The sequence below is a fragment of the Phreatobacter sp. GW821-FHT04C01 genome (assembly GCF_059420385.1).
On the sequence record NZ_JBWKTP010000012.1, the window covers coordinates 19,932 to 43,763 of the forward strand.

The 23,832-nt window shown below is 67.0% G+C and carries 20 protein-coding genes; 6 read left to right on the forward strand and 14 right to left on the reverse strand.

Features of this window, described 5'->3' with window-relative positions:
* Window positions 1-263 precede the first annotated feature (263 nt).
* The 6 genes from AC07WJ_RS31920 (at window position 264) to AC07WJ_RS31945 (ending at window position 6,000) form a co-directional block, all read left to right on the forward strand.
* Entirely contained in the window at window positions 264-1,442 is a 1,179-nt protein-coding gene (locus tag AC07WJ_RS31920; RefSeq protein ID WP_494938757.1) for an ABC transporter substrate-binding protein, read from the forward strand.
* Between the two features lie 75 nt (window positions 1,443-1,517).
* Window positions 1,518-2,378, forward strand: a complete 861-nt coding sequence (locus AC07WJ_RS31925; protein WP_494938758.1) for a branched-chain amino acid ABC transporter permease — start codon at window positions 1,518-1,520, stop codon at window positions 2,376-2,378.
* Between the two features lie 7 nt (window positions 2,379-2,385).
* Window positions 2,386-3,387 carry a branched-chain amino acid ABC transporter permease gene (locus AC07WJ_RS31930; protein ID WP_494938759.1) on the forward strand — a complete coding sequence of 334 codons (1,002 nt, stop codon included), beginning with the start codon at window positions 2,386-2,388 and terminating at the stop codon, window positions 3,385-3,387.
* Entirely contained in the window at window positions 3,384-4,133 is a 750-nt protein-coding gene (locus AC07WJ_RS31935; protein ID WP_494938760.1) for an ABC transporter ATP-binding protein, read from the forward strand. The genes AC07WJ_RS31930 and AC07WJ_RS31935 overlap by 4 nt, the downstream gene beginning before the upstream one ends.
* Window positions 4,130-4,885 (forward strand): ABC transporter ATP-binding protein, encoded by a 756-nt coding sequence (locus AC07WJ_RS31940; protein WP_494938761.1) that lies wholly within the window; start codon window positions 4,130-4,132, stop codon window positions 4,883-4,885. The genes AC07WJ_RS31935 and AC07WJ_RS31940 overlap by 4 nt, the downstream gene beginning before the upstream one ends.
* Window positions 4,882-6,000, forward strand: coding sequence for a 5-methyltetrahydropteroyltriglutamate--homocysteine S-methyltransferase (locus AC07WJ_RS31945; RefSeq protein WP_494938762.1), 1,119 nt, complete (start codon window positions 4,882-4,884; stop codon window positions 5,998-6,000). The genes AC07WJ_RS31940 and AC07WJ_RS31945 overlap by 4 nt, the downstream gene beginning before the upstream one ends.
* Before the next feature lie 69 nt (window positions 6,001-6,069).
* On the opposite strand, the gene AC07WJ_RS31950 is transcribed toward AC07WJ_RS31945, so the two are convergent.
* The 14 genes from AC07WJ_RS31950 to AC07WJ_RS32015 all read right to left on the reverse strand — a co-directional run bounded on the left by AC07WJ_RS31950 (window position 6,070) and on the right by AC07WJ_RS32015 (window position 23,678).
* Window positions 6,070-7,143 (reverse strand): ABC transporter ATP-binding protein, encoded by a 1,074-nt coding sequence (locus AC07WJ_RS31950; RefSeq protein WP_494938763.1) that lies wholly within the window; start codon window positions 7,141-7,143, stop codon window positions 6,070-6,072.
* Complete coding sequence (locus AC07WJ_RS31955) at window positions 7,140-8,129, reverse strand: ABC transporter ATP-binding protein (RefSeq protein WP_494938764.1); 990 nt, start codon at window positions 8,127-8,129, stop codon at window positions 7,140-7,142. Before AC07WJ_RS31955 ends, AC07WJ_RS31950 begins: the two co-directional genes overlap by 4 nt.
* A 43-nt stretch (window positions 8,130-8,172) precedes the next feature.
* Complete coding sequence (locus tag AC07WJ_RS31960; protein ID WP_494938765.1) at window positions 8,173-9,627, reverse strand: amidohydrolase family protein; 1,455 nt, start codon at window positions 9,625-9,627, stop codon at window positions 8,173-8,175.
* Window positions 9,628-9,727: 100 nt separating this feature from the next.
* A complete protein-coding gene (locus AC07WJ_RS31965; protein WP_494938766.1) occupies window positions 9,728-11,323 on the reverse strand; it encodes an ABC transporter substrate-binding protein in 1,596 nt (531 codons plus the stop codon).
* 40 nt (window positions 11,324-11,363) lie between these two features.
* The gene (locus AC07WJ_RS31970; RefSeq protein WP_494938767.1) at window positions 11,364-12,254 is read right to left on the reverse strand and encodes an ABC transporter permease; all 891 of its coding nucleotides are present in this window, start codon (window positions 12,252-12,254) and stop codon (window positions 11,364-11,366) included.
* Complete coding sequence (locus AC07WJ_RS31975; RefSeq protein WP_494938768.1) at window positions 12,251-13,192, reverse strand: ABC transporter permease; 942 nt, start codon at window positions 13,190-13,192, stop codon at window positions 12,251-12,253. Before AC07WJ_RS31975 ends, AC07WJ_RS31970 begins: the two co-directional genes overlap by 4 nt.
* A 4-nt stretch (window positions 13,193-13,196) precedes the next feature.
* A complete protein-coding gene (locus AC07WJ_RS31980) occupies window positions 13,197-14,834 on the reverse strand; it encodes an amidohydrolase (RefSeq protein WP_494938769.1) in 1,638 nt (545 codons plus the stop codon).
* A 590-nt stretch (window positions 14,835-15,424) separates the two neighbouring features.
* Window positions 15,425-15,934: a GNAT family N-acetyltransferase gene (locus AC07WJ_RS31985; RefSeq protein ID WP_494938770.1), complete on the reverse strand. Its 510-nt coding sequence runs from the start codon at window positions 15,932-15,934 to the stop codon at window positions 15,425-15,427.
* Between the two features lie 478 nt (window positions 15,935-16,412).
* Window positions 16,413-16,691, reverse strand: a complete 279-nt coding sequence (locus tag AC07WJ_RS31990; RefSeq protein WP_494938771.1) for a DUF2218 domain-containing protein — start codon at window positions 16,689-16,691, stop codon at window positions 16,413-16,415.
* 75 nt (window positions 16,692-16,766) lie between these two features.
* The gene (locus AC07WJ_RS31995; protein ID WP_494938772.1) at window positions 16,767-17,609 is read right to left on the reverse strand and encodes a sugar phosphate isomerase/epimerase family protein; all 843 of its coding nucleotides are present in this window, start codon (window positions 17,607-17,609) and stop codon (window positions 16,767-16,769) included.
* Window positions 17,606-18,922, reverse strand: a complete 1,317-nt coding sequence (locus AC07WJ_RS32000; protein WP_494938773.1) for a DUF6005 family protein — start codon at window positions 18,920-18,922, stop codon at window positions 17,606-17,608. The genes AC07WJ_RS31995 and AC07WJ_RS32000 overlap by 4 nt, the downstream gene beginning before the upstream one ends.
* Window positions 18,919-20,187, reverse strand: coding sequence for an AMP-binding protein (locus tag AC07WJ_RS32005; RefSeq protein WP_494938774.1), 1,269 nt, complete (start codon window positions 20,185-20,187; stop codon window positions 18,919-18,921). The genes AC07WJ_RS32000 and AC07WJ_RS32005 overlap by 4 nt, the downstream gene beginning before the upstream one ends.
* A gap of 19 nt (window positions 20,188-20,206) precedes the next feature.
* Complete coding sequence (locus AC07WJ_RS32010) at window positions 20,207-21,907, reverse strand: IucA/IucC family protein (RefSeq protein WP_494938775.1); 1,701 nt, start codon at window positions 21,905-21,907, stop codon at window positions 20,207-20,209.
* Complete coding sequence (locus AC07WJ_RS32015) at window positions 21,891-23,678, reverse strand: IucA/IucC family protein (RefSeq protein ID WP_494938776.1); 1,788 nt, start codon at window positions 23,676-23,678, stop codon at window positions 21,891-21,893. Before AC07WJ_RS32015 ends, AC07WJ_RS32010 begins: the two co-directional genes overlap by 17 nt.
* Window positions 23,679-23,832 lie beyond the last annotated feature (154 nt).

Consider the following 23,832-nt stretch of genomic DNA (forward strand, 5'->3'; position numbering starts at 1 on the left):
ATTGTGCACCCGAGCCACAGCGCCGGCCCATGAGACCCGCTCAGAAATCGCACCAAATTTCTCACTTGCTTCAGCACAGGCCCGCGGAGGTCAATGCGATCGGACGGGCCGTCGAAACGGCGCGATCCACGGAGCCATCCAACCTAAGTCGCAAAAGGAAGTGCGATAATCGCCCCTTCGTCTGAATATCGCACTTGACAGAAACCGGGCGCAGCGCGACGACAAGAGCCAAGAAAAGGCCGAGAATAATGACACAGGGAGGAATGACCATGTTGAACAGACGCCAGACGCTCGCCGGGATCAGCGCCGCCATGGCCACCGGCCTCGGCACCACGGCGCAGGCGCAGGAAGTGACCAAGATCGGCCTGATCCTGCCGATGACCGGCCAGTCGGCGTCGACCGGGCGGCAGATCGAGGCCGCCGCCAAGCTCTATATGGCGCAGAAGGGCGCGACCGTCGCCGGGCGCCGGATCGAACTCCTGGTCCGCGACGATACCGGGGCTGCCGACGTCACCCGCCGCATCGCCCAGGAACTGATCGTCAACGACAAGGTCGCGGTCCTTGCCGGCTTCGGGCTGACCCCGCTCGCCTTCGCTGTGGCGCCGCTCGCCACCCAGTCCAAGACCCCCATGGTGGTCATGGCCGCGGCGACCTCGGCGATCACCGAACAATCCCCTTTCATTACCCGCACCAGCTTCACCCTGCCGCAGGCGACCCAGCCCATCGCCGATTGGGCGGCGCAGAACGGCATCAAGAAGGTGATCAGCCTGGTCACCGACTATGCCCCCGGGATCGATGCCGAAAAGGCCTTCAAGGAGCGCTTCACCAAGGCCGGCGGTGAGCTGATGGCCGAGGTGCGCGTGCCGCTGCGCAGCCCGGACTTCGCCCCTTTCCTGCAACGCGTCGCCGATTCCAAACCCGACGCGCTGTTCGTCTTCGTGCCCTCGGGCATCGGCGGCCAGTTCGTCAAGCAGTTCATCGAGCGTGGCCTCGACAAGGCCGGCGTCAAGCTGATCGGCACCGGCGACGTCACCGATGACGACCTGCTCAACGACATGGGCGACGCGATCCTCGGCGTGGTCACCAGCCATCATTATTCGGCGGCCCATCCGTCGGCGGAGAACAAGGCCTTCGTGCAGGCGTTCCGCGCGGCCAATCCGAACATGCGCCCGAATTTCATGGCGGTCGGCGGCTATGACGGCATGCACCTGATCTACGAGGCGCTGAAAAAGACCAACGGAACCGGCGACGGCACCGCCCTCATCGGCGCCATGCAGGGCATGAGCTGGATCAGCCCGCGCGGGCCGATCACCATCGAGGCGCGCACCCGCGACATCACCCAGAACATCTATGTCCGGCGGGTCGAGAAGGTCGACGGCCAGCTCTACAATGTCGAATTCGCCACCTTCGAGGCGGTGCCGGATCCGATCAAGGGGCGCTGAGCCGATCATCGCCGCGACCGGGGCGGCCTCTCTGCCCCGGTCCGTTCCCGTGTCCCGCCGCCGAGACGCGCCGACATGCTCACCATCCTGTTCGACGGCATCGCCTATGGCATGCTCCTGTTCGTGCTGGCCTGCGGACTGGCGGTGACGCTGGGCCTGATGAACTTCGTCAATCTCGCCCACGGCGCCTTCGCCATGGCCGGCGGCTATGTCACCGTCGTCATGATGCAGCGCTACGGCCTGCCGTTCCTGGCCTGCCTGCCACTCGCCTTCCTGGCCACCGCGGCGCTCGGCGCGGTCGCCGAGCGCCTGCTCTACCGGCACATGTACGGGCGCAGCCATCTCGACCAGGTGCTGTTCTCGATCGGCCTGGTGTTCATGGCGGTGGCAGCCGCCGACTACATGATGGGCTCGTCGCCGCAGAACATCCGGCTGCCGTCCTACCTGCTCGGCCGTTTCGACGTCTTCGGCGTCGGCATCGGCGTCTACCGGCTGTTCCTCATCGCGGTCTGCGGCGCCCTGACCATCGCGCTGCAGCTGGTCCTGGCAAAGACCCGGTTCGGCTCGCGCCTGCGCGCGGCGGTCGACGATCCCCGGGTCGCGCGTGGCATGGGCATCGACGTCAACGCCATCTTCGCCGTGACCTTCGCCTTCGGATCGGGCCTTGCCGGCCTCGGCGGCGCTCTCGGCGCCGAGATCCTCGGCCTCGACCCGACCTTTCCGCTGAAATTCATGCTCTATTTCCTGATCGTCGTGACGGTGGGCGGCACCTCCTCGATGACCGGCCCGTTCGTCGCCGCGCTCCTGCTCGGCTTCGCCGATGTCGCCGGCAAATATTACATCCCCCAGGCCGGCGCGTTCATCATCTATGCGGTGATGATCGCCATCCTGATGCTCAGGCCGAACGGGCTGTTCGCCCGCGGGGTGACGCGATGAGCCGGCCATGCTGAAATTCCTCGGCCGCAACAGCGAAACACCGGCCAGCCCGACCGGCTTTCTCAAGCACCAGGCCTCCTGGAAGCCTCAGGAGATCGCGTTCTGGCTGCTGGCGCTGGCCATGCTCGCCATTGCGCCCAATCGCGCCGCCCTGCTCAACGAGATCGCCATTCTCGGGCTGTTCGCCCTGTCGATCGACCTGATCCTAGGTTATGCCGGCATCGTGTCGCTCGGCCAGGCCGCCTTTTTCGGCTTCGGTGCCTATGTCGCCGGCCTGCTCGCCAAGACGGTCGTGGCCGAACCGGTCACCGGCCTGATCGTCGCCATGCTCGCAGCCGGCCTGCTCGGCTTCGTCACCAGTTTCCTGATCATTCGTGGCACCGATCTCACCCGGCTGATGGTGACGCTCGGCGTCGCCTTGCTGATCTACGAGGCCGCCAACAAGCTGGAATGGCTGACGGGCGGCGCCGACGGCCTGCTCGGCATCACCATGGGGCCGATCCTCGGCCTGTTCGCCTTCGATTTCCTGGGGCGCACCGCCTATCTCTACAGCCTCGCCGTGCTGTTCGTCCTGTTCCTGCTGGCGCGCCGGGTGGTGCATTCGCCCTTCGGCCTGTCGCTCCGCGCGGTCAAGGACAACCGGCTGCGCGCCGCCTCGATCGGCATCTCGCCGGCGCGCCGGCTGGTCATGATCTACACGCTGTCGGCGGCCTATGCCGGAGCGGCCGGCGCGCTGCTGGCGCAGACCACCGCCTTCGTCTCGCTGGAGGTGCTCGATTTCGGCAAGTCGGCCGACGGCCTCCTGGTGCTCGTGATCGGCGGCTCCGGCTATCTCTATGGCGGGCTCCTCGGCGCCATTGCCTTCAAGCTGATGAAGGATTTCCTCTCCGGCATCACCCCGGCCTATTGGCTGTTCTGGATGGGGCTGTTCCTGGTCATCCTGGTGCTGATCGGCCGCGACCGGATCACCGAGCGGCTGAGGCTCATGACCGGGCGGACGAAGCCATGACGCCGGCGCTGGAAACCCGCAACCTGGTGCGCCGGTTCGGCGGCCTCGTCGCCACCAATGACGTGTCGCTGTCGATCGCGGCGGGCGCGCGCCACGCGCTGATCGGGCCGAACGGCGCCGGCAAGACGACGCTGATCAACCTGATGACCGGCGTGCTGGTGCCGACCTCCGGCACGATCCGGCTGGAAGGCGCCGATATCACCCGGCTCGCCCAGCATAAGCGGGTGACGCGCGGCCTGGCGCGCACCTTCCAGATCAACCAGCTGTTCAACGAACTGACACCGCTCGAGACCATCGGGCTGGCGATCTCGGAATATCAGGGCACGGGCGGGCAATGGTGGCGGCTGACCGGTTCCAAGCAGGCCGTGCTCGACGAGGCCGCCGACCTGCTCACGACCTTCAAACTCGCCGACGTCATGTATCAGCGCACGGTGCTGCTGCCCTACGGCAAAAGACGACTCCTCGAAATCGCCACGGCGCTGGCCTGCCGGCCACGGGTCCTGCTGCTCGACGAACCCGCCGCCGGCGTGCCGGAAGGCGAGCGCCATGAGATCATCGACATCGTCTCCAGCCTGCCGCGCGAGGTCACCGTGGTGCTGATCGAACACGACATGGACCTGGTCTTCCGCTTCGCCGAGCGCATTACCGTGCTGGTCCAGGGCGCGGTGTTCACGGAGGGCTCGGTCCGGGAGATCCAGGCCGACCCGCGGGTGCGCGAAGTCTATCTCGGCGAGGGCGCGGAATGACCGAGCTGCTCGCCCTGGACGCGGTCGTTTCCGGCTATGGCGAGGCGATCGTCCTGAACCGCCTGTCGCTTCGCCTCGACCAGGGCCAGTCGCTGGCCCTGCTCGGCCGCAACGGCACCGGCAAGACCACGCTGATCGAAACCATCGCCGGCCTGACCACGTTCAGGGGCGGCACCATCCGGCTCGCCGGCCAGGACATCCAGGCGGTGCGGCCGGAACGGCGCGCCGCACTTGGGCTCGGCTGGGTGCCGCAGGAGCGCGGCATCTTCAAGTCGCTGACGGTGGAAGAAAACCTGACGGCGGTCGCGACAGCGGGGACCTGGACGCCCGAGCGCGTCTTCTCGATGTTTCCGCGCCTGAAGGAACGCCGCGGCAATCTCGGCAACCAGCTGTCCGGCGGCGAACAGCAGATGCTGGCGGTCGCCCGGGCGCTGGTGCTCAACCCCAAGATCCTGCTGCTCGACGAGCCGCTGGAAGGCCTTGCGCCGATCATCGTCGACGAATTGCTGGCAGCGATCCGCCGCATCGTGCGCGAGGAAGGCATGGCGGCCATCGTGGTCGAGCAGAAAGCGCGTAAGATCCTGCCGCTGACCGACAAGGCCGTCATTCTCGACCGTGGCGCCGTCGTCTGGGAAGGTGCAAGCGAGGCGCTCATGGCCGATGCCGCGGCGCTTGACCGTCATCTCGGCGTCGCCGACCGCGGCACGCCCAAATCGCCGGAAACACCGGCGCCCAAGGGAGAAACGTCATGAGCAACACCGCCACCATTCCGGGCAAGACCGGACCGTTCCGGGCCGACCAGGTCGGCTCGCTGCTGCGCTCCCAGCCCCTGAAGGAGGCCCGCGCCGCCAAGGCCGCCGGCACGATCGATGCCGACGCCCTGAAAGCGGTCGAAGACAGCGAAATCAAGAAGCTGATCGCCAAGCAGGAGGCGGTCGGGCTGAGCGGCATCACCGACGGCGAATATCGTCGGTCCTGGTGGCATTACGACTTCCTCTGGCAGCTCGACGGCGTCGAGCGCATCGCGCTCGACCACGGCATCCAGTTCGCCGGCGTCGAGACCAAGGCGGAGGCGCCGCGGGTCGTCGGCAAGATCGGCTTCACCAGCCATCCCTTCGTCGAGCACTTCAAATTCCTGAAGGCGAACACGAAGGGGACGCCGAAAATGACCATCCCCTCGCCGTCCATGCTGCATTACCGCGGTGGCCGGAAGCTCATCAATATGGGCCTCTATCCCGACATGAACGATTATTACCGGGATCTCGGCCAGGCCTATAAGGGCGCCGTCCACGCCTTCTACGACGCCGGCTGCCGCTACCTGCAGCTCGACGATGTCAGCTTCGCCTATCTCTGCGATCCCGAGCAGAAGAAGATGCTGGCCGATCGCGGCGACGATCCGGACCACCAGGGTGTCATCTATGCCGGCATGGTCGAGGAGGCGATCAAGGACCGGCCGAAGGACATGACCATCACCATGCATTTGTGCCGCGGCAATTTCCGCTCGACCTTCGTCGCCTCCGGCGGCTACGAGCCGATCGCCGAACTGCTGTTCAACGCCATGCCGGTCGACGCCTATTTCATGGAATGGGATTCGGAGCGCGCCGGCGGTTTCGAGCCCTTACGCTTCCTGCCCAAGGGCAAGGCCGTGGTGCTCGGCCTCGTCACCTCGAAGAGCGGCGTGCTGGAAAAGAAGGACGATATCCGGCGGCGGATCGAGGAGGCCGCGCGCTACGCTCCGATCGAGCAGCTCTGCCTGTCGGCCCAGTGCGGCTTCGCTTCGACCGAGGAAGGCAATGTGCTGGCCGAGGACGAGCAGTGGAAGAAGCTCGAAATGATCGTCGACGTGGCGCGCGAAACCTGGGGCTGAACGCCGCGGATTTCTCGCGCCAATGAGCCGGAGCTGCGAAAAACGGGCGCCCATCAGGCGCCCGTTGCGTCATGCGGGAACCGCTTCGTGCTTCTTGGCCGCGGCCAGGACGGCCATGCGGCTGGCCACCGATGGCGGATCGGTCGACAAAGCCAGCGCCTCCGGCGGCGGCAGGGTTTCGACATGGTGGCAGGCCACCGTCGCGCCGTCGGGGAAGGTTCGCGCCACCGGCGACTCGGTCTTGCACAGGTCGGTCACATAGGGACAGCGGGTGTGGAAGGTGCAGCCGGGCGGCGGCTTGACCGGGCTCGGCACGTCGCCCTTGAGCAGCGAGCGCTGGTCGCGCGCGCCCGGACGCGGCACCGGCGCGGCCGCCAGAAGCGCGCGGGTATAGGGATGTTTCGGCGCGTTGTAGAGCACCGCCTTGTCGGCGATCTCGACGATGCGGCCGAGATACATCACCGCCACCCGGTCCGCGATGTGGCGCACCACCGCCAGGTCGTGGGCGATGAACAGGTAGCTCATGCCGAAACGGACCTGCAGGTCCTGCAGCAGATTGACCACCTGGGCCTGGATCGACACGTCGAGCGCCGAGACCGGCTCGTCGCAGACGATCAGGTCGGGCTGGGTGGCGAGCGCCCGGGCCACCCCGATGCGCTGGCGCTGGCCACCGGAAAACTCGTGCGGGAAGCGTTCGGCATAGGCCGCCGCCAAGCCGACGATCGCCAGCAATTCCTTGACCTTGGCCTCGACATTGTCCTTGTCGGCCATGCCGTGGAGCAGCAGCGGTTCGGCCAGGATGTCGCCAATGGTCATGCGCGGATTGAGCGAGGCGAAGGGGTCCTGGAAAACGATCTGCATGCGCCGGCGCAGGGTCCTCAGCTCGCGCTTCGACAGGCTCGAAATCTCGACGCCGTCAATGGTCACCCGGCCACCGGTCGGGTCGAGCAGGCGCAGGACGAGCCGGCCGGTGGTCGACTTGCCGCAGCCGCTTTCGCCGACGAGTGCCAGCGTCTCACCCCGGTTGAGCGTGAACGACACGCCGTCGACCGCCTTGACCGCGCCGGACTTGCGCGAGAACAGGCCGCCGCCGAGCGGGAAGTGCTTGGCGAGGTTTTCGACAACGAGCAGGGGCTGCGTCATGCCGCGACCTCATCAATAGGGGCTTTCCAGCAGGCGACCTGATGGCCGGCGCCGAGATCGCGCAGCGGTGGCATTTCCTCGAGGCAGCGATCGCCCGCCAGCGTGCAGCGCGGCGCGAAGCGGCAGCCGGCCGGCATGGTCTCCGGCGTCGGCACCATGCCTTCGATGGTCTGCAGGCGGTCCTGGTCGGCGTCGAGCCTGGGCACCGAGCCGAGCAGGCCGAGCGTATAGGGATGCTGGGCGTCGTCGAACAGGGCGGCGACGGGCGCGCGCTCGACCACCTTGCCGGCATACATGACGACCACGTCATCGGCCATTTCAGCGACCACGCCGAGATCATGGGTGATCAGGATGATCGCCGTGCCGAGGCGGCCCTTGAGGTCGCGCATCAGGTCGAGGATCTGGGCCTGAATGGTCACGTCGAGCGCGGTGGTCGGCTCGTCGGCGATCAGCACCTTGGGTTCGCAGGCCAGCGCGATGGCGATCATCACGCGCTGGCGCATGCCGCCCGACATTTCATGCGGATAGGCGTCGACGCGCGTCTCGGGGCTCGGGATGCGCACCAGGCGCAGCATCTCGATGGCATGGGCGCGCGCCGCCTTGGCCGACAGCCCGCGATGCTTGATCAGGCCTTCGACGATCTGGTCGCCGACCCGGTAGACCGGATTGAGCGAGGTCATCGGTTCCTGGAAGATCATAGCGATCTTGGCGCCGCGGATCTCCTCGAGCTCGGCGCGCGACTTCTTCAGGAGATCCTCGCCGTCGAACAGGATCTGGCCGCCGGCGCGAATGCCCGGCGGCTCGGGCACCAGGCCCATGATCGAGAGCGAGGTGACGCTCTTGCCGCAGCCGCTCTCGCCGACGACAGCCAGCGTGCGGCCGCGCTCGACCGAGAAGCTGACCCCGTCGACCGCGCGGAAGAAGCCGCGTTCGGTCCTGAAATGGGTCGCGAGGTCGCGGACGTCGAGCACGACGTCCTTGTTCACGGTTCCGTCTCTCGTCACGATCTCCCGGGCCGTCTCCACGAAATCAGCCCCCCTTGCCGGGCGGGAACATGAGCGGCGAGATCTTCAGGTGATCACGCCTGGCCCAATCCAGCGCCTTGACGCCGCGTTCGGCATTGCGCTGGGCCTCCTCGAGCCTTGCCGCAGCAGCCTCGTGGTCCATGGTCAGCACCTTGCCGCCGTCGACCACCTTCACGCCGTCGACGAAGACGGTGCGGATGGCGCGTTCCGCCGCGGCGTAGATCATCGAGCGGACCGGGTCGCGCACCGGCCGCATGGCCGGGTGGGTGACGTCGACCAGCACGATGTCGGCCTTGGCGCCGACCGCGATGCGGCCGATATCCTTGCGGCCGAGCGCCTTGGCACCGCCGAGCGTCGCGGCGTTGAACACGTCGGACGAGCGCACGTCATAACAATCCTCGCCGACGACGCGCGACATGATCGCGACGTGACGCATCTCCTCGATCATGTTGTGCGGATAGGTATCGGTGCCGATCGCCATGTTGACGCCGCGGCGGACATATTCGCCGAAGGTCTGCAGCGTGATGCCGCGGCGCTGGAACACCGTCGGGCAATGGGCGACCGTCGTGTTGGTGTCGACCAGGTCCTGCAGGTCGTCGCGACGCGGCCAGTGGGTCGAGGTGTGGTGGTCGAGGAAGATGCCGTGGCCGATCAGCGAGCGGTCGGACAGGACGCCGAGCGAGCCCAGCCATTCGACCGGCGTCATGCCGTGACGGCGGGTGATCTCGTGGAATTCGACCACCGACTGGGCGGCATGGATCTGGAACGGCAGCTTGCGCCGCTTGGCCTCCTGGAAGCTCTCCTTGATCAGGCCGGGCGTGCAGGTGTCGATCTGGCTCGGCGAGACCATGCCGGACATGCGTCCCGAGGGATGCTTGACCGCGGCGTCGAGCACCGCCATGGCGGCCGCCATCGGCTTGGCGCCCTCGTCCTTGTCCCACTCATATTCGACGACATAGCCGTTCTTGGTGAACCAGCGACCGGAGCGGTACATGGGCGACAGGACGCCGCGCAGGCCGGAGGCGGCGAAATGGTCGAGCCAGCCGTCCCAGGCGACCGACATGTCGACCAGGGTGGTGACGCCCGACAGCAGCAGCTCCGAATAGGCGACGGTGGCGGAAGCGGGAATGGCGCTCGGATCGGGCGCGCCGCCGGCATCGGCCCGGAACAGCGGCATGAACTCGTAGAGTGACGACTGGTAGAGCTTGGTCGAGCCGAGCTCGTCGTTCCAGCCCTTGGTCATCGGCTCGGAGCCGGGATGCGAATGGACATTGACAAGACCCGGCATGACCAGCATGCCCGCGCCGTCGATCGTGGTCGTCGCCTTGCCGGCAAAACCCGGCCCGACATGAATGATCTTGTCGCCTTCGAAGGCGACGTCGGCGTCGCGCAGATAGGTGTGCTTGCGGCCGTCGTAAGCGACGACCCAGGCGGCAGACTTCACGAGCGTGACGGACATGACGGCCTCTTCCGGCTTTGCAGTCTTTTGGGATGCGCCGTCCTTCGGACGGCGAAGGAACGGCCGGGCGTCGTGACGCCCGGCCGCGGAGATCGGTCGATCAGCGCACGAAGCGCAGGTCGAGACCCTTGTAGAAACCCGAGCCGTAGATGTTGTGGGCCTTGAACGGCGCGAGCCGGTTGGTGGCCGCGATCTTCATCGGCTCGTGATAGAGCGGGATCCAGACGGCCGCCTCGTGAACCTGGCGCAGCACCTGGCTATAGGCGGCCGCGCGATCGGTTTCGGAGACCGATGCGGCGCCGGCCTGCAGCAGGCGGTCCGTGTCGGCATTGCGCCAATTCATCCGGTTCGGCGTCGGGATATTGGTCGAGCGGAAGTAGAGGTTCAGCGCGTCGCCGGCGGTGATATAGGGATAGGACATGCCGAACAGGTCGAATTCCTGCGTGCCCATCTTGCCCCAGGCGACGGTCGCATCGAACAGCTGGATGCGCAGGTCGACGCCGATCTTGCGCAGGTCGCCCTGCACGGTCTCCATCAGCTTCTGCCAGGTCGAGCCGGTGAAGCCGTAGACGAGCGGCGACAGGCGCTGGCCGTTCTTCGAGCGGAAGCCGTCGGCGCCGCGCACCCAGCCGGCGGCATCGAGGATGCGATTGGCCTCTGCGACATTGGTATGGATCAGGATCGGATCGTTGCGCTTGTCCCAATCGGTCGCGGCCTGGTGAATGTAGGAATAGGCCGGCTCGGTCTCGCCGAAGTTCAGGTCGCGCGAGATCGCTTCCTGGTCGACCGCCATGACGATGGCGCGGCGCACCGCGGGATCGTCGACGCCGGCCTTGTCGACCTTGAAGCCGATGAAATAGGTCCAGAACGCCGCCGGGTTCTCGACCACGCGCAGGTTGCGATTGGCGCGGATCTGGGCGAGACCCGAATAGGGGATGTACTGGGTTGCCTGGCTCTGGCCGGTCAGCACCGCGGCAAGCCGGGTGTTTTCCTCGGGCACGATGCGCCAGACGATTTCCTGGATATGCGCCGGGCCGCGGTTCTCATAGATCGGCGGACCCCAGCGATAGGCGTCGTGACGGCGCATGCGCATGTCGTTGCGCGGACGCCAGTCGACCCAGCAATAGGGGCCGGTGCCGTTGAAGCCGCGCACGCCGTAATCGGCGCCGAGCGCTTCGACATTGGCCTTGTCGATGACGACGGCGAAGCTCTGGGTCAGTTGGTAGAGCAGTTCGGAGAACGGCGCCTTGAGACGATATTCGACCGTCGTGTCGTTGATCGCGACGACATCCTCGACCGGGCCGGCGCGCCAGCTGACCGGCGAGCGGGTGGCCGGATCGATCCAGCGCTTGATCGAATAGACGACGTCGGCCGCCGTCATCTTCTTGCCGTCGCAGAACTGCACGTCGCTGCGCAGCTTGAAGGTATAGACCTTGCCGTCGGCGGACACGCTCCAGCTCTCGGCGAGGCCCGGCTTGATCGAGACCATGTCATGGTCGAGCGACACCAGCGTGTCGGCCAGCATGAACAGCACCTCGGAGGCCGAGCGCGCGGTCGAGCGATGCGGGTCGTAGCGATCGCTGTCGACCTCGCGCACGATGGTCAAGGTGTTGTTCTGCTGCGCGACGGCAGGCGCGGCGATCGTCAGGGCGCCGGCAATGGCCGTCGCCCATAAGGTCAATCGTCGGGTGGTCATCGTGTTTCTCCTCTGAAACCGGAATTTCTTAGGCCTGGGCTCAGCCGTTCCTGAGCCGGGGGTCGAGCAGGTCGCGCAGCGCATCGCCGAGCACATTGGCGCAGAGCACCATCACGACGATCACCAGGCTCGGAATGACCGCGATATGCGGCGCCAGGAACAGCTCGTTGCGGCCGGCGGACGCCATGGTGCCGAGCTCGGCCATGGGCGGCTGGGCGCCGAGGCCGAGGAAGGACAAGGCCGAGCCGAGCAGGATGACCTGGCCGAAGCGCAGCGTCAGGTAGACGAAGACCGACGAGATGCAGTTGAGCGCGAGATAGCGGGTCAGGAGCGTCGCGTCCGACAGGCCGATGGAACGGCCGGCCTCGATGAAATCCTGCCCCATGACCACCAGCGCCGAGCCGCGCGTGACGCGGGCAACGGTGGGGATGGTGGCGACCGACAGGGCGACGACCACCGCGGTCATGCCCGGCCCGACGGCCGCCGCGAAGGCGAGGCCGAGCAGGATCGCCGGGAACGACAGGAGAATATCGGAGAGCTGCATCAGCCAGCTGTCGAGGCGCTTGTAGAAGGCCGCGAACAGGCCGACGAGCAAGCCGATGCCGCCGCCGATGATGGTGGAGGTCAGCCCCATGAACAGGGTGGCTTGGGTGCCGAAGAGAATGCGCGACAGGAGGCAGCGGCCAAGCCCGTCCGTGCCGAGCAGGAACTTCCACTGACCACGCGCTTCCCAGACCGGCGGCAGCATGCGCAGGCGCGTATTGGTCAGGTAGGGATCGTTCGGCGCCAGCCATGGCGCCAGCAGCGCGGCGATGACGATGAACGCGAGAACGATGGCGGCGGCCAGCGCGAGCCGGTCGCGGAACAGCCGGCGCAGGCCCGAATTGCGGCGCGGCGCGGCGGCGGAGACGACGGGAGCCACTGCGGTCATCGTTTGCCAACCCGGGGATCGAGGACGCCATAGAGCAGATCGACGATCAGGTTGATCACGATGAAGGAGACCGCGAGAACCAGGATCGATCCCTGCGCCATCGGCAGGTCGCGCGACAGGATCGCGCCGACCGCGAGCCGGCCGACGCCGGGCCAGGAGAAGATCGTCTCGGTGACGACCGCGCCGCCGAGCAGGAAGCCGGCCTGCAGGCCGATCAGGGTCACCACCGGGATCAGGGCGTTGCGCAGGACGTGATGGATGATCACCACCCGCTCGGTCAGGCCCTTGGCGCGCGCGGTGCGGACATAGTCGGCGTTCAGCACCTCGAGCGCCGCCGTGCGGGTCATGCGCGCCACCGGGCCGATGAAGGTGAGGCCGAGCGTGAGGGCCGGCAGCGCGATATGCGACAGGCCCTCCAGCGTCCAGATCGGACCTTCGCGGCCAAGGAAGGGAAACAGCTCCCAATGGTAGCCGAGCCACATGATCAGCATCAGGCCGATGAAGAAAACCGGCGTCGAGACGCCGGTGACAGAGACCGCGATGATCAGCCGGTCGAGGAACTTGCCGCGATAGACCGCGGCGACCGTGCCGAGCGCGATGCCGATCGGCACAGACCAGACGAGGCAGGCGACCACCAGCTCGGCGGTCGGCCCGATGGCATCGGCGAGCTCGGAGATGACAGGGGTATTGTTGATCATCGAATAACCGAGATCGCCCTGAACCACCCGGGAGATGTAGAGGCCGAACTGCACCGCGAGCGACCGGTTGAGGCCCATTTCCTGGCGGATCTGCTCGAGCACCTCGGGGGTTGCCTGAGGGCCGCCGATGACCATGGCGACGTCGCCCGGCACCAGTTGCAGCAGCATGAAGCCGAGCAGCAGCACCCCGAAAAGGACCGGGACCGACAGAACCACCCGCTGGAGGATATGGGCACCCATCGCCTTACGCTCTCCACTCGCCGGTTGCGTCATGCACGCAGGCGCCGCCCAGAATGGTCAGGTCGCAGCGCGTCTCGCCGAGGATCTGTTCCGGCGTCGCGGTGAGCAGGTCGCGGGAGAACACCGCGATGTCGGCGGCCTGGCCGGGACGCAGCGTGCCGCGATGGTCCTCGCATTTGTTCACATAGGCGCCGAATTCGGTATAGGCCTGGATGACCCGCTCGATCGAGATCTTTTCCGAACCGCCGACGACGGTGCCGCGCGAGGTCTTGCGGGTCAGCATCTGGTAGATGTTCGGATAGATATTGGCGTCGCAGACCGGCGCGTCGGTCGAGGCCGCCGGCTTGAAGCCCATGTCGATCCAGGTCTTCATGGGATAGCTGGTCTCGGGCCGCTGGTCGGGCATGACCGAACGGTAGAGATCGCCGAAGTCGTAAAGAAAGATCGGCTGCGGCACCGGCTCGATGCCGGCGCGGCGCATGCGGCGCATCTGGTCCATGGTGTTGAAGCCGCAATGCTCGATGCGGTGGCGGCGGTCGGCGTCCGGGTATTTCGCCAGCGCCTTCTCCATGGCGACCAGCGTCTGCTCGATGGCGGCATCACCGATGGCGTGGACCGCCAGCTGATAGCCCTTGGCGTGGACCTCCATGGTCGCCTCTTCCATCTCCTTGTCGGTGAGACAGAAGATGCCGTGGGTTTCCTCCTCGCCGGCATAGACCTCCGACATGGCCGCGGTCTTGCCGCCGGCCGAACCGTCAGTGAAGATCTTCACCGGGCCGACCCGCAGCATGTCGTCGCCGGAGCCGGTGACGAGGCCTTCGGCATAGCATCTGTCGAGAATGCCATCGGGGCTCGCCAGCAGGCATTGGGTCACGCGGATCGGCTGGCGGCCGGTGCGCACGGCATTCCGATAGGCCGGAATCTCACGATATTTCGAGCGGATGCCGACGGCCGCATCCATCGTGCTGGTGATGCCGAACGAGTTCATGTAGCGCGCGCCGCGCTCGATGCCGGCGACCAGGTCCTCGTCGCTCGGATCGGGCAGCACGGCCTTGACCGGCGCCCGGCCGTTCTCGGCCATCAGCCCGGTCAATTCACCATTGACCTGCTCGATGGCGCCGCCTGATGGCACCGGTGTCGATTTGGTGACGCCGGCAAGCTTGAGCGCCAGCGAGTTGACGACGGCGAGATGGCCGCAGGCGCGCACCAGATAGACCGGATTGTCGGGCGCCGCGGCGTCGAGCTCGGTGCGGTGGGGATGGCGCTTCACGTCCAGCTCGAACTGGTCGTAGCCGCGCGCCATGATCCATTCGCCCGGCTTCTTGCGCGCCGCCTCGGCGCGGATCAGGCCGAGCAGGTCGTCGAGCGTGCGGGCATTGTGCGGGCGCGCGTCGATCTCGGCCATGCCGAGCCCGAGCGGCAGGAGATGGGCGTGGGCCTCGAACAGGCCCGGGGTCGCCAGCCGGCCGCGCAGCTCGACGACACGGGTTTTCGGGCCGATCAGCGGCTCCATCTCGGCGGACGAACCGACAGCCAGAACCTTGCCCGACCACAGCGCCACCGCCTCGACGACCGGTTCGCCATAGGCGACGAAAACCCGGCCGCCACGCAACACGATATCGGCCTTCGGAAGGATCGGCATCAGGAACTCCACATGAATGACGCGTACAGTCGCATGCCCGTTTTTTCGGCGGCAAGGGGGGCTGGCGCCGGTCTCCCCGTCGTATTGCGCGAGGCGCGATCGAAATTGGATGCTCCAATTTCCGCTCTTCGCGAAATAAAACGGTCGTATTGAACCTCGATACAAAACAGCTCTTCCGCAACGCGTCAAGGCGGCGCCATGGACCATCCCCAGCGTGGCATGCGCCGCCGCGACAGGCCGGCGCGAGCCGATCGCCCGCCGCGACCGCGGTTCAGGACGGCTGTTGAGGTTTCCACAGGATTTTGCCCCGAGTCAGCGTGGCCCGACGCCAATGGGCGCAGCGAAGCCCTGTGGAAACTCTCCTCGCTCCGTCGGGCCGTCTCCGCTGTTCCGGCAGCCCGGCACGCAAGACACGCTGCTTTTGCGCGATGTCGTTTGCAGTCCCGAAATCCACCCGATGCTGGCAACGGCCCGCGCCCAGGCCCAGGCCTTCATGGCCGGCCGGCCGGCAGCTCGGGCTCGGCACCGGCGGCACCACCACGCCATCGACGATGGCGGACATGCGGAGGCGCATTCGGCGTCGACTGCCGTCAACCTGCCACGCCTGCGCCCGACGGCCGCAAGCGCGCCATGCAATAGGCGTCGGCAAAAGCGCCATTGCGAAATGTCGCGGCCTTGTGAGTGCCCTCGATTTCAAATCCGAATTTTTTGTAGAGAGCAATGGCTCTCTCGTTGTCGGTAAATACGGTCATTTCAATTCGGTGGATATTCAACCAATTGTCCGATGTATCGACAATGGCGGCGAGGAGACGGGACCCTATGCCATTTCCCGCGAAATCTTCGTGCACGGCGATCCAGAATTCGGCGGCGTGAGCACGCCGTCCATAAAAGGGGCGCAGCGCCGCCGCACCGACGAGCCGGCCGTTCAATTCCGCCGCCAGATGCAGATCGCGCGGCGACCGGGGCTCGGCCCATTTCTTGACCGCTTCGAAGGATTCGTAGGGAAGCGCGAGTGTTCCGGAACGGAAAGCCGGCTGGTTGTAGATTTCGAATATTGCCGGCGCATCCTCGGCGCGCATGGCCCGAATGGTCAGATCCATTTCATTCTCCGGATTTCAATGCAGAGGTTTTCGCCGCCCGAGGGCAGCGCGCCGCGCCAGGCGGCACTGCGGCATGCTGGAGGCGGAACGTCGCCTGGGACGGCTGAACCGCGGTCATGACGGGTTGATTGCCGCGAGCGGACGAATGCGTGGATATCAGGGACAAGCCCGGTACCGGGGACAAGCCCGGGCAGGACGATGTGTCGACCTCGCTGTGCGCAGGGCGACGGCGCGGGTTCTGCGCGCGGTCGATCCAGCGCCCATCGCTCCAAGGACTATTCTCGTCTTGGCCGGGCTTGTCCCGGCCATCCACGAATGGATTGCCGCCGGCGGATAAAATGCGTGGATGCCCGGGACAAGCCCGGGCAAGACGATGTGGTGCGAGCCTGAGAAAGTGGTGGCGAGCCGTCCTTGCTCCGCTGTCTCCAACAGCCCCGCGCCTATCCCGCCAGCCCGCCATGATCACTGTGCCGCGGTCCTAGGACCAGGCGAAATCGAGCGTCTCGCGAAACGCGAAGCGTTCGACATGTCGCACAACGACATCGCGAAGACCGGACAGCTTGTCGGCATCCTCGGCCGCCAGCTCGATGGTCAGGGCCTCGGCGTCGGCGGCCAGCCGCGTTTCGCCGAGCGGCAACATGATCCGGCCGGTGGTCGTGGTGAATTCGGTCTCGAATTTATGGGCCCAGTGTTTGCACAGCTGCTGAAGGGTGCGGCTGGCATGGAGCGTGCTGATCACGGCGCGACTTTGGTGCATGAGAGCTTCCTCGTTTGGTGAGATGGTTTCCAGCGGGAACGGCAATGCGCGGCGCCCTGCCCTGACGACACCAGGTCAGCCCGCGATACCGAAGCGGAAGGCCATGTCGTCGCGGCGCCTGGCGGCGATGTTACGGACCTTGCAGAGATCGGCCGGCAGGATGGAGAAGCAGGCGTCGCCGAACCATTCGAGCGAGGCCTCGGCATGCGCGGGCAGGCTCTCCAGGAACGGACCATAGTCGAGCGTGCCCTCGAGCAGGCTGGTCATGCCGTCGCGCCGCCCGGACGCGGCATAGACATTGGCGGGCTCGAAGACCGAGAGGTCGGACCGGTCTCGCACGTTCTTCAGGTGATAATAGTCGATATGTTCGGCCAGGCGCTCATGTGCGACCATGAGATCGTCGCCGCCCTCCCAGACGTGGAGCGCGTCGAAATTGACCTTGAGGGCCGGATGGTCGACCTCTTCGAGCAGGCGCAGCAGCGAAGCCGCGGTGTCGGCCAGGGTGCCGGGATGAGTCTCGACCAGCAGCCGCAGACCGTGGTCGGCGAGGTAACCTGCGGCCATCCGCAGACCGCTCACGACATGCTGGCGCTCCTCGGGCGAGGTCACGGCACTCGCCTTCGTGCCGGCGAAAGTCCGCAGCCGCGGAGCCCGCCAGTTCCGCGCCAGCCGGCAGAACTCCGCCATGCGTTCGGTCAGGCTGTCGCGCGGCGCGTCCAGCGGCAGGTAGTCGCTCAGCATGGGCACGCGCAGGCCATGGGCGGCGAGCCAGTCGGCGTGATAGCCGCCGCTGAGATTGCGCGCGTGGACGCCCCACAGCTCGATGCCGTCGAAGCCGCTGCCGCGGGCGAAGCGCGCGATCTCGCCGATCGACAGCAGGTGATGCCGGAAGCTGATGGTGCAGAGCGAGATCCTCATGCCGAGAGCCTTTCCTGCGCGCGACCCGCCGGGGGAATGTTCAGGCTCATGGTTCGCCAGGCCTCGAAAGCTGCCGCGAGCTGGCGTTTGATCGAGAACTCCATGGCGTCGAGCGCGTCGAGCCTCTCGAGAACCGGAGCCACCAGTGCCGCCTCCCCGGTCTTGGCGAGCTTCAGGATGGCGTAGTGCAGGGACGTCAGGCCGTTCACCAGCATCTCGATCTCGTCGCAGATGCGTTGAAACCCGCTGTCGGGCCAGCGCAGGGCCCGCCAGAAGAACGCGAAGCCGTGCTCGTAGGCCCATTTGCGAATGGTGATAACAGGCAGTTCGCGCAGCGCCTCAGCGACATCGGCAAGGACCAGGCCGCCCTGCCCCTCGGCATGGGCCGTGACGATGGCACGCGCCGCATCGATCAGGGGATTGGCGTTGGGGCGGAAACAGGCGGTGAAGAAGGCGGCGAGGTCCGCGTTCGCGGGCGCATGAGCGATCGAGGGATCGAACCGGTAGCCGCCGGCGACGCTCGGCTGGCGGATCGCGTTCAAGAGCTTGTCGCGCGCGATCAAGCCTTCCCATCGGAAATCGGGGTCACGCACCTGCCAGACGGCGGGATCATCGGTCAGTTCCAGCAGCAGATAGTGCGGGAAAGGGTTCTGGTTGAACTTGTTCTCGCGCTCCGGCAGATGGAACATGTCGAGCATCACCATCACGCATTCGTCCGGCGCGCGGCGACCGAGAATGTCGAGGAGGATTGCGACATTCTCGTCCTTGGAGCGGGAATGGTCGTACCAGGCGGCCAGCGGCACGCCGTAGAGCCGCTCGAACCAATAGCGGAACGACTCGTGATCCATGGCATCCGAGTGGTAGGCGAGCCGGAAGCCGTCGGTGATCGCGAACTCGGCATCCCAGATCAGGAAGTAGAACGGGCGGTGGTCTATGCCGCGCGCCTTCAGCCCGGCGCAGACGCAGCTGACGAAGCAATGGATCTTCAGATCATAGGGCATGTCGCCATGGACGCTGGCCGGCGGCGCCTCGGGCCCGGCGGCCTCGGCGGCCGGTTGCTGCGGCTCCGTGTCGGGTGCCAGGATCGCCGCGAGATCGGCGACGGTTGAAAGATCCTGGCGGTTGAAGGCCTCCTCCGATACGGACAGGCCGAGATTCAGCTCCAGTGCCAGGATCAGCTGAAGGAGCTGGACGGAATCGATGTAGAGGTCCTCGTTCAGTCGCGCCTGCGGGCCGAAGAGGTCGAGATGGGGGTGGCGCATCTCCTCGCGCAGGACGGTGCCGATGGCCTCGATGATGTTCTCGTGGGTCATGCCACAACCTCCGCCAGCAATCCGCTGCGATAGCGCGCGGCCACCGCGCGGCGGGAGATCTTGCCGTTGGCCTCACGCGGGATCGCCGTCACCTGCACCGCCTCGCCGGGCACCTGATGACCGGCGAGCCGGCGCCGGCACCAATCCTGCAGCGCGCGGGGCGGCACCGGCGCCCCGGCGCTGAACAGCAGCGTCACCCGTTCGCCCGCGAAGGGATCGGGCCGGGCGAAGGCCACGGCATCGGTGATGCCGGGCATCGCCATCACCACGTCCTCGACCTCGCCGGGATAGACGTTGAGGCCCGATACGTTGATCGTGTCGTCCATGCGCGCGACGAAGACCAGCATGCCGTCGGCGCGCGCATAGCCGAGATCGGCGGTGCGAACCTGCCCGGCTTGCGTCTCGACGACGATTTCGGCCGGGCGTTCGGCGCTCTCGCCGGCCAGGACACGATGGTGAGGCAAGGGGCGGCCGATGGCGTCCGGCTGGCACAGGTCCGGGTTCACCGCGATGCAGCCGACCTCCGAACAACCATATTGCTGGAAGAAGTGGACGACGCGGCTGCGGATGGCGTCGAACCAGGGTCCGGGCAGGACCGTGCCCGATGTCATCGCGGCATGAATGCGCTCGCCTTCGGGGGTAAGCCGGGCGAGCGTGTGCAGCATGGCGGGCGAGGTATAGAGCAACGGACGGTCGATCTCGCGCAAACGCCGCAGCAGATATTTCGGATTGGTGTGGTCCAGCACGACCGGCGCCCGGCCGCGGCGCAGGCCGACGAACAGCCCGCAGATCAACCCGTAGGAATGGGTGATCGGGCAGGCGATGACCGGCGTCATCCCCTCAGGCTCGGTGAAGGCCGCGACATAGCTGTCGATCTCGCGTTCGACCGAACTCCAATCGCGCGCGATGCATTTGGGGTCGCCCGTGGTGCCGGAGCTCATCTGGAGCAATTGCCCTGCGTCTGGAACCGGAGCCGCGGCTCCCGTCAGGACCTCGCCGTCCAGATCGTCGAGGAACAGACGGTGGCAGCCGGCGCGCTCGGCGAGCCGCCGCGCGCCCTCGTCGGGCAGCGCCGGATGGATCGGCAGGAGCGTCACGCCGAGCCGGCGCGCCGCGAGAATGAAGGCCAGGCATTCGGTGGTGTCGCGCAGGCGCGCGGCGACACGCTCGCCTTTGCCACCCTGCAGGCGCGCCTGCGTCGCGACCCGCCGGATCGCGACATCCATCTCCACCGCAGTCATCATGTGCTCATCGATCTCGATCATGACGTCTCCCGAGGGTTGTTCAGGGGGAAATGGCGTTGGCCACGAGGCGGCTGCAGCGCGCCTCGTCCAGTCCGAGCTTGCGCGACAGAAGTGCTTCGACCCGCAATTGAGACGCGTCGATGCGAAGCCGGGCCAGCCGGTTCTCCAGACCGTGTTCCGTCGCGTGACGCCGCAGGCGGAGGCCGAGCCGACGCCAGAAATCCGCCTCGTCCAGCCCGTGCAGCCGGTGCAGGAGGTGGGTGACCTCGGCAAGACTGAAGACGAACAGGCTGTCGGTCACGAGCTCGGCCAGCACGGCGGCCGAACGCATGGCGTGGAAACGATCGTCCACCGGACCGCCATGGGCGGGGTCGATGGCGGCGAAGTCCGGCACCCGCGCGGGGTCGGATACGAAGTCCGGCGCATATTCGGCGCTTTCGTGGAAATCGCGCAGGATCACCCGCTCCGGCCAGCCGTCGCGGTGGACGAGGATCATGTTCTGGCCATGCGCCTCGAGCCCGACGCCATGGGCCACCAGAAGGTGCCAGACCGGCAGCACGACGACATCGACGAGGCGGTCGAGCCAGGCCTGGAGCCCGTGGCGCGTGAGCCAAGGGGAGACGAAGGCCCTGCCGTCCGCCTCCCGCATCATCAGCGCGTTGAAGGGAACCGCGGCCTCGCCCGGGGCCAGTCTCGGCGCCTCGCGCCAGAGCACGCCGAGCTGTCCCGCCAGCGGCCCGGCAGGGTCGACCAGCGCGGAGGCATATTCACGCAGGATGTCCATCCGGTAGCGGCCACGCAACAGCGGGTCGTCAGCGACAAGCCCCGCCAGCCATTCCGAGAGCGCCGGCCCGGTCAGCACGAAATGCGGGTGGAGGTTGCGCAGGCTCGACGTGCTGACGAGGCTCATGGCGAGCTTCACGCTGCCGGCGCGCGGGTCGTCAAAATTGTGCAGGGTGCGCAGCGACTGGCTTGCAAAGTAACGCCAGCCGGCGGCGCCGAGCGCGACGGCACGGCGCTCGGCCAGCCAGGGCCGCAGCGGGCCGTCCCCGAGACGCTGCATCTGCCAGGGGTGGACGGGCAGGACAGCGTGCGTCTCGAAGGACAGCCCTGCTTCGTCCAGGCGGCGCGCCACGAGGTTCCATTCCTCGCCGAGCTCCGCCCGCCAGAATTCGGCCTCTCCGCCCGGCAGCGAAGTCGTGATCGCGTCCCGCCGGACGGCCAGCCAGTGCAGCCTGAACGGCCTGGCGCATTCCGGCCCATAGCGGCGGTGATCCTCCAGGGTGAAGCCGGTCCGCGTCTTGAAGCACGGGTGGTAGGGATGACCCTCCCAGAGCGCGGCGTCGAGCTGGGCAAAGGCAAGGGTGGGGCGGTTCGGAGGAACAAGGGCCTTCGCGTTCCAGCGGCAGAGTTCGACCGTCTGCAGCAGTTCCGCCAGCAATTGCGCCCGGCGCTCCGGCGTGGCGGGAAGGGTTTTCACGAAGGCGGCGAGATCGGCGGCGCGCCAGGCCCCGTCCGGTTCCGCCATTTCGATCGTTGCAGGGTCGAGGCGGAAGCGGCCGAAGGGACCGGTCGCACCGGTGGCGCGGAAGCGGCGCCCCCCGATGCGCCATTGCAGCGGCCCAGGGCCATCTGCGCGCGCGGCGTCGAGCTCGGCCAAGCCCTCAAAAAGGGTCGCCTCAGCCAATTGCCGCAGGACGCGTTCCTCCGGCTGGTGCACCGTTTCAAGAGGCAAGGGCACGGCCGGCCTCGCCGCTTGCACGCGCCCGGACGGCGAGCGGATTCGGCATGTCCATGTAATTGTCGGTTCCGTCGCCCGAGGCGAGTTCATCGCGATCCGACAGCCGGACGCGCAAATTGGCCTTGGTGCAGATCGTCGGTCCGTCCAGAAGCGAGCGCGCGAAGGCCCGGCCCAGACCTGTCATGCGGGCCGCCATCGCCTCCAGCCGGCAGGCCAGGTCGTCGATCAGGATCTCTTCCCGGACCAGCCCGTCATGGCCCATGCGGGACACCACGGAGAAGATCTGATTGACCACGAGATAATAGGCGAAGCGACGGCGAACCTCGCTGTCGGCGAAATAGAGCGAGGCGAGGTCGGCCGTCTCGGGGGCCTCGCGCAGAAGCCGCGGCCGGGCGGCCTCGGAGAGGTAGAAGCCCTGGTTGTCGCGGTAGAACGCCCGGCGCGGCCAACCGTCGGCGACGTCGAGCAGCGCGTTCTGCTGATGAGCCTCGAGCGCGACGCCATGCTCGTCATAAAGCGCGACAAGGGGTTCGAGCATGCAGTCGAGATAGAGCCCGAACCACATCCGCGCGGCGCGCGAAACCGCGTCCCCATTGCCGGAACAGACGCGGCGCAACAGCGTCTCGAGCCGGGAAGGCCGGCCGGGAACGGGCTCCGCGGTCAGCGCCGCGACGGTCGCGATGCCGCGCTCGGCGCCGCCGCGGAAGGGATTCTCGCGCAGCACGGTCTCAAAGCCGCTCTCCTCGCGGCCGGGGCAGCGCAGTGTGAAATAGGCCGGGTCAAAGAGGATCCGGAAGGTGGGATGGCGCGCTCCGAAGCGGCTCCGCCCAAGCAGCCGCGCCATCGCGACGCCCGCTTCGAGTTCAGCGATCCGGTTCACGCGCAGCGAATTCGTGATGGTGACCGGAAGGGAGAATTTCGCCATCCAGGGGCTATCGGGCGCATAAACCGTCCGCAGCGAGGAGGTGGCGGTAAAGCGGGGGCCCGCCGCGCCGAGGCGTCGAACGAGGCCCGCATCGACCATCGCCGCGACATGAGGTTCCAGCATCAGGGCGTCCGCCTGCAGCGGATGCATCGGGAGAGCGATCTCGCCGGGGCGCAGCGGCAGCCGCGCCGCGTCGGCCCCGAGCAGGTCTCGCGCGATCGCGAGCGCCGAACGGCGCACCGCGGATGCGTGACGGACGATGCCGGCCTCGACGGCGAATACAGCGAGCTGGAACGCGCCCTCCTCCTCGGGAGCGTAGACACGCGCCTGCCAGGACGTGAGGCCCTGCCGGCTCTTGGGCGTCGGGTGCAGCCAATGGCCGAAAAGGAGCGAGCGCTCGGCACCAATGAAGCTCGTATCCTCGCCGGTCGTGCGCGCCGCGAGATCGAGTTGGCGAGCCGTCTCGCGATAGCTGTCGAGAATGCGTCCCAGCAGTTCCAGCTCATGCTGGCGCGCGGCCTCGCCGCCGCCGGCGTCGACCCGGGCATAGGCTTCGCCGAGGAGCTCCTGGATCGCGCGCATCGGCGCGAGGCGGAGCCAGCGCGGTTCGTGGAGATGACGGCTCCACAGGCGGCCGAAGCCGTGCGGGCCGCACAGCGAAGGAGACACGATCTCGGCGCGGATCACGGCGCGCTGCCGGCGCAGGTTCCATTCCACGCAAGCCGCGGGAGGGCCATCCGGCAAGGCGTGATGGACCCGGATGCCGGGGTCGATCTCACGCAGATAACCGTTGGCGAAACTGCGGAAGGCTGCCGCTTCGGCAACCTGTTGAGACGATGCTGGCATGTCGACCGAACCTCGTTCGAACCTTGGTCGCGGCCGGAGGAGCCGCGAGATGCTGCGGCTAAAGCAAAGAGGCCTGTTCCGTGACCGGCCGGCCGTGGGCCGGCGTCGCGCCGGGGCGCCTCGATCCGGTTGATCGGAGAAACGGCAGAGGCAC